At 60.6% G+C, this 1,156-nt stretch carries 1 protein-coding gene; it reads left to right on the top strand.

Annotated elements, in window-relative coordinates:
• Positions 1 to 73 precede the first annotated feature (73 nt).
• Complete coding sequence (locus ACSSV3_RS14550; RefSeq protein ID WP_354327138.1) at positions 74 to 1,156, top strand: IS630 family transposase; 1,083 nt, start codon at positions 74 to 76, stop codon at positions 1,154 to 1,156.

Below are 1,156 nucleotides of genomic sequence, written 5' to 3'. Positions count from 1 at the left end.
CTAGTGGATTGACCGGAACGAAAGAGTCCATTTAGGGATTCCCAGAGGCTTGCCGACGTGCGATTCAGGGAGGATGCGCGATGGTATCACTTTCTCCTTGTCCGAGGTCGACCGCGAACGGTTGAGCGGCATTGTGTCGGCGCCTTTGAGCCCGCAAAAGCATGTTTGGCGAGCCCGTATCGTTTTGCTCAGCAGCGATGGTCTTGGGACCTCTGCCATCATGTCTGCGACGGGCAAGTCGAAGACCTGTGTGTGGCGGTGGCAGGAACGTTTCATGCACGAAGGTGTCGACGGCCTGCTGCGCGACAAATCTCGTCCGCCAGGCAAGGCACCCGTGCCACCCAGGCGTGTGGCAGAGATCGTCCGCCTGACGCAGGATACGCCGCCGCACGAGGCAACCCACTGGACGGCGCGCGCGATGGCCAAGGCTGTCGGGCTTGCCGTCTCGACAGTCCAGTCGATCTGGAAGGCACATGGTCTTGCTCCGCATCGCTGGCGCAGCTTCAAGCTGTCGAACGATCCGGCCTTCGCCGAGAAGCTTCACGATATCGTCGGGCTTTATGTTTCGCCGCCTGCGCATGCAGTGGTGCTATCCTTCGACGAGAAGTCGCAGATCCAAGCCCTTGACCGCACTCAGCCGGGACTGCCGATGAAGAAGGGCCGTGCCGGGACCATGACCCATGATTACAAGCGTCACGGCACGACCACGCTGTTCGCCGCGCTCAACGTGCTCGACGGAACGGTCATCGCCCAGAACATGCAGCGCCATCGCCACCAGGAGTTCATCCGTTTCCTCAACCGCATCGAGCGCGAGGTGCCGAAGGACAAGGCCGTCCACGTGATCCTCGACAACTACGCGGCGCATAAAAAGGACAAGGTCCAGGAATGGCTCGCGCGCCATCCGCGCTGGACATTCCATTTCACACCAACCTCGTGCTCATGGCTCAATGCCGTCGAGGGCTTCTTCGCAAAGCTGACGCGGCGGCGGCTCAAGAACGGCGTTTTCCATTCGCTCGTCGACCTCCAGGCCGCCATCAATCGCTTCATCCGAGAATACAATGCCAGCCATCCAAAGCCCTTCGTCTGGAAGGCGGACCCCGACGAAATCATCGCCGCACGTAACCGGGGGTTCCAAACGTTGGAGTCAATCCACTAG

The sequence above is a fragment of the Porphyrobacter sp. MBR-49 genome (assembly GCF_053628655.1).
Note: the sequence above shows the minus strand (reverse complement) of the source record. Positions and strands in the feature narration are given on the sequence as shown.

Bases quoted from the DNA above. Each gene is read 5' to 3' on its own strand.
- ACSSV3_RS14550 (WP_354327138.1), top strand. From the start codon at position 74: ATGCGCGATGGTATCACTTTCTCCTTGTCCGAGGTCGACCGCGAACGG.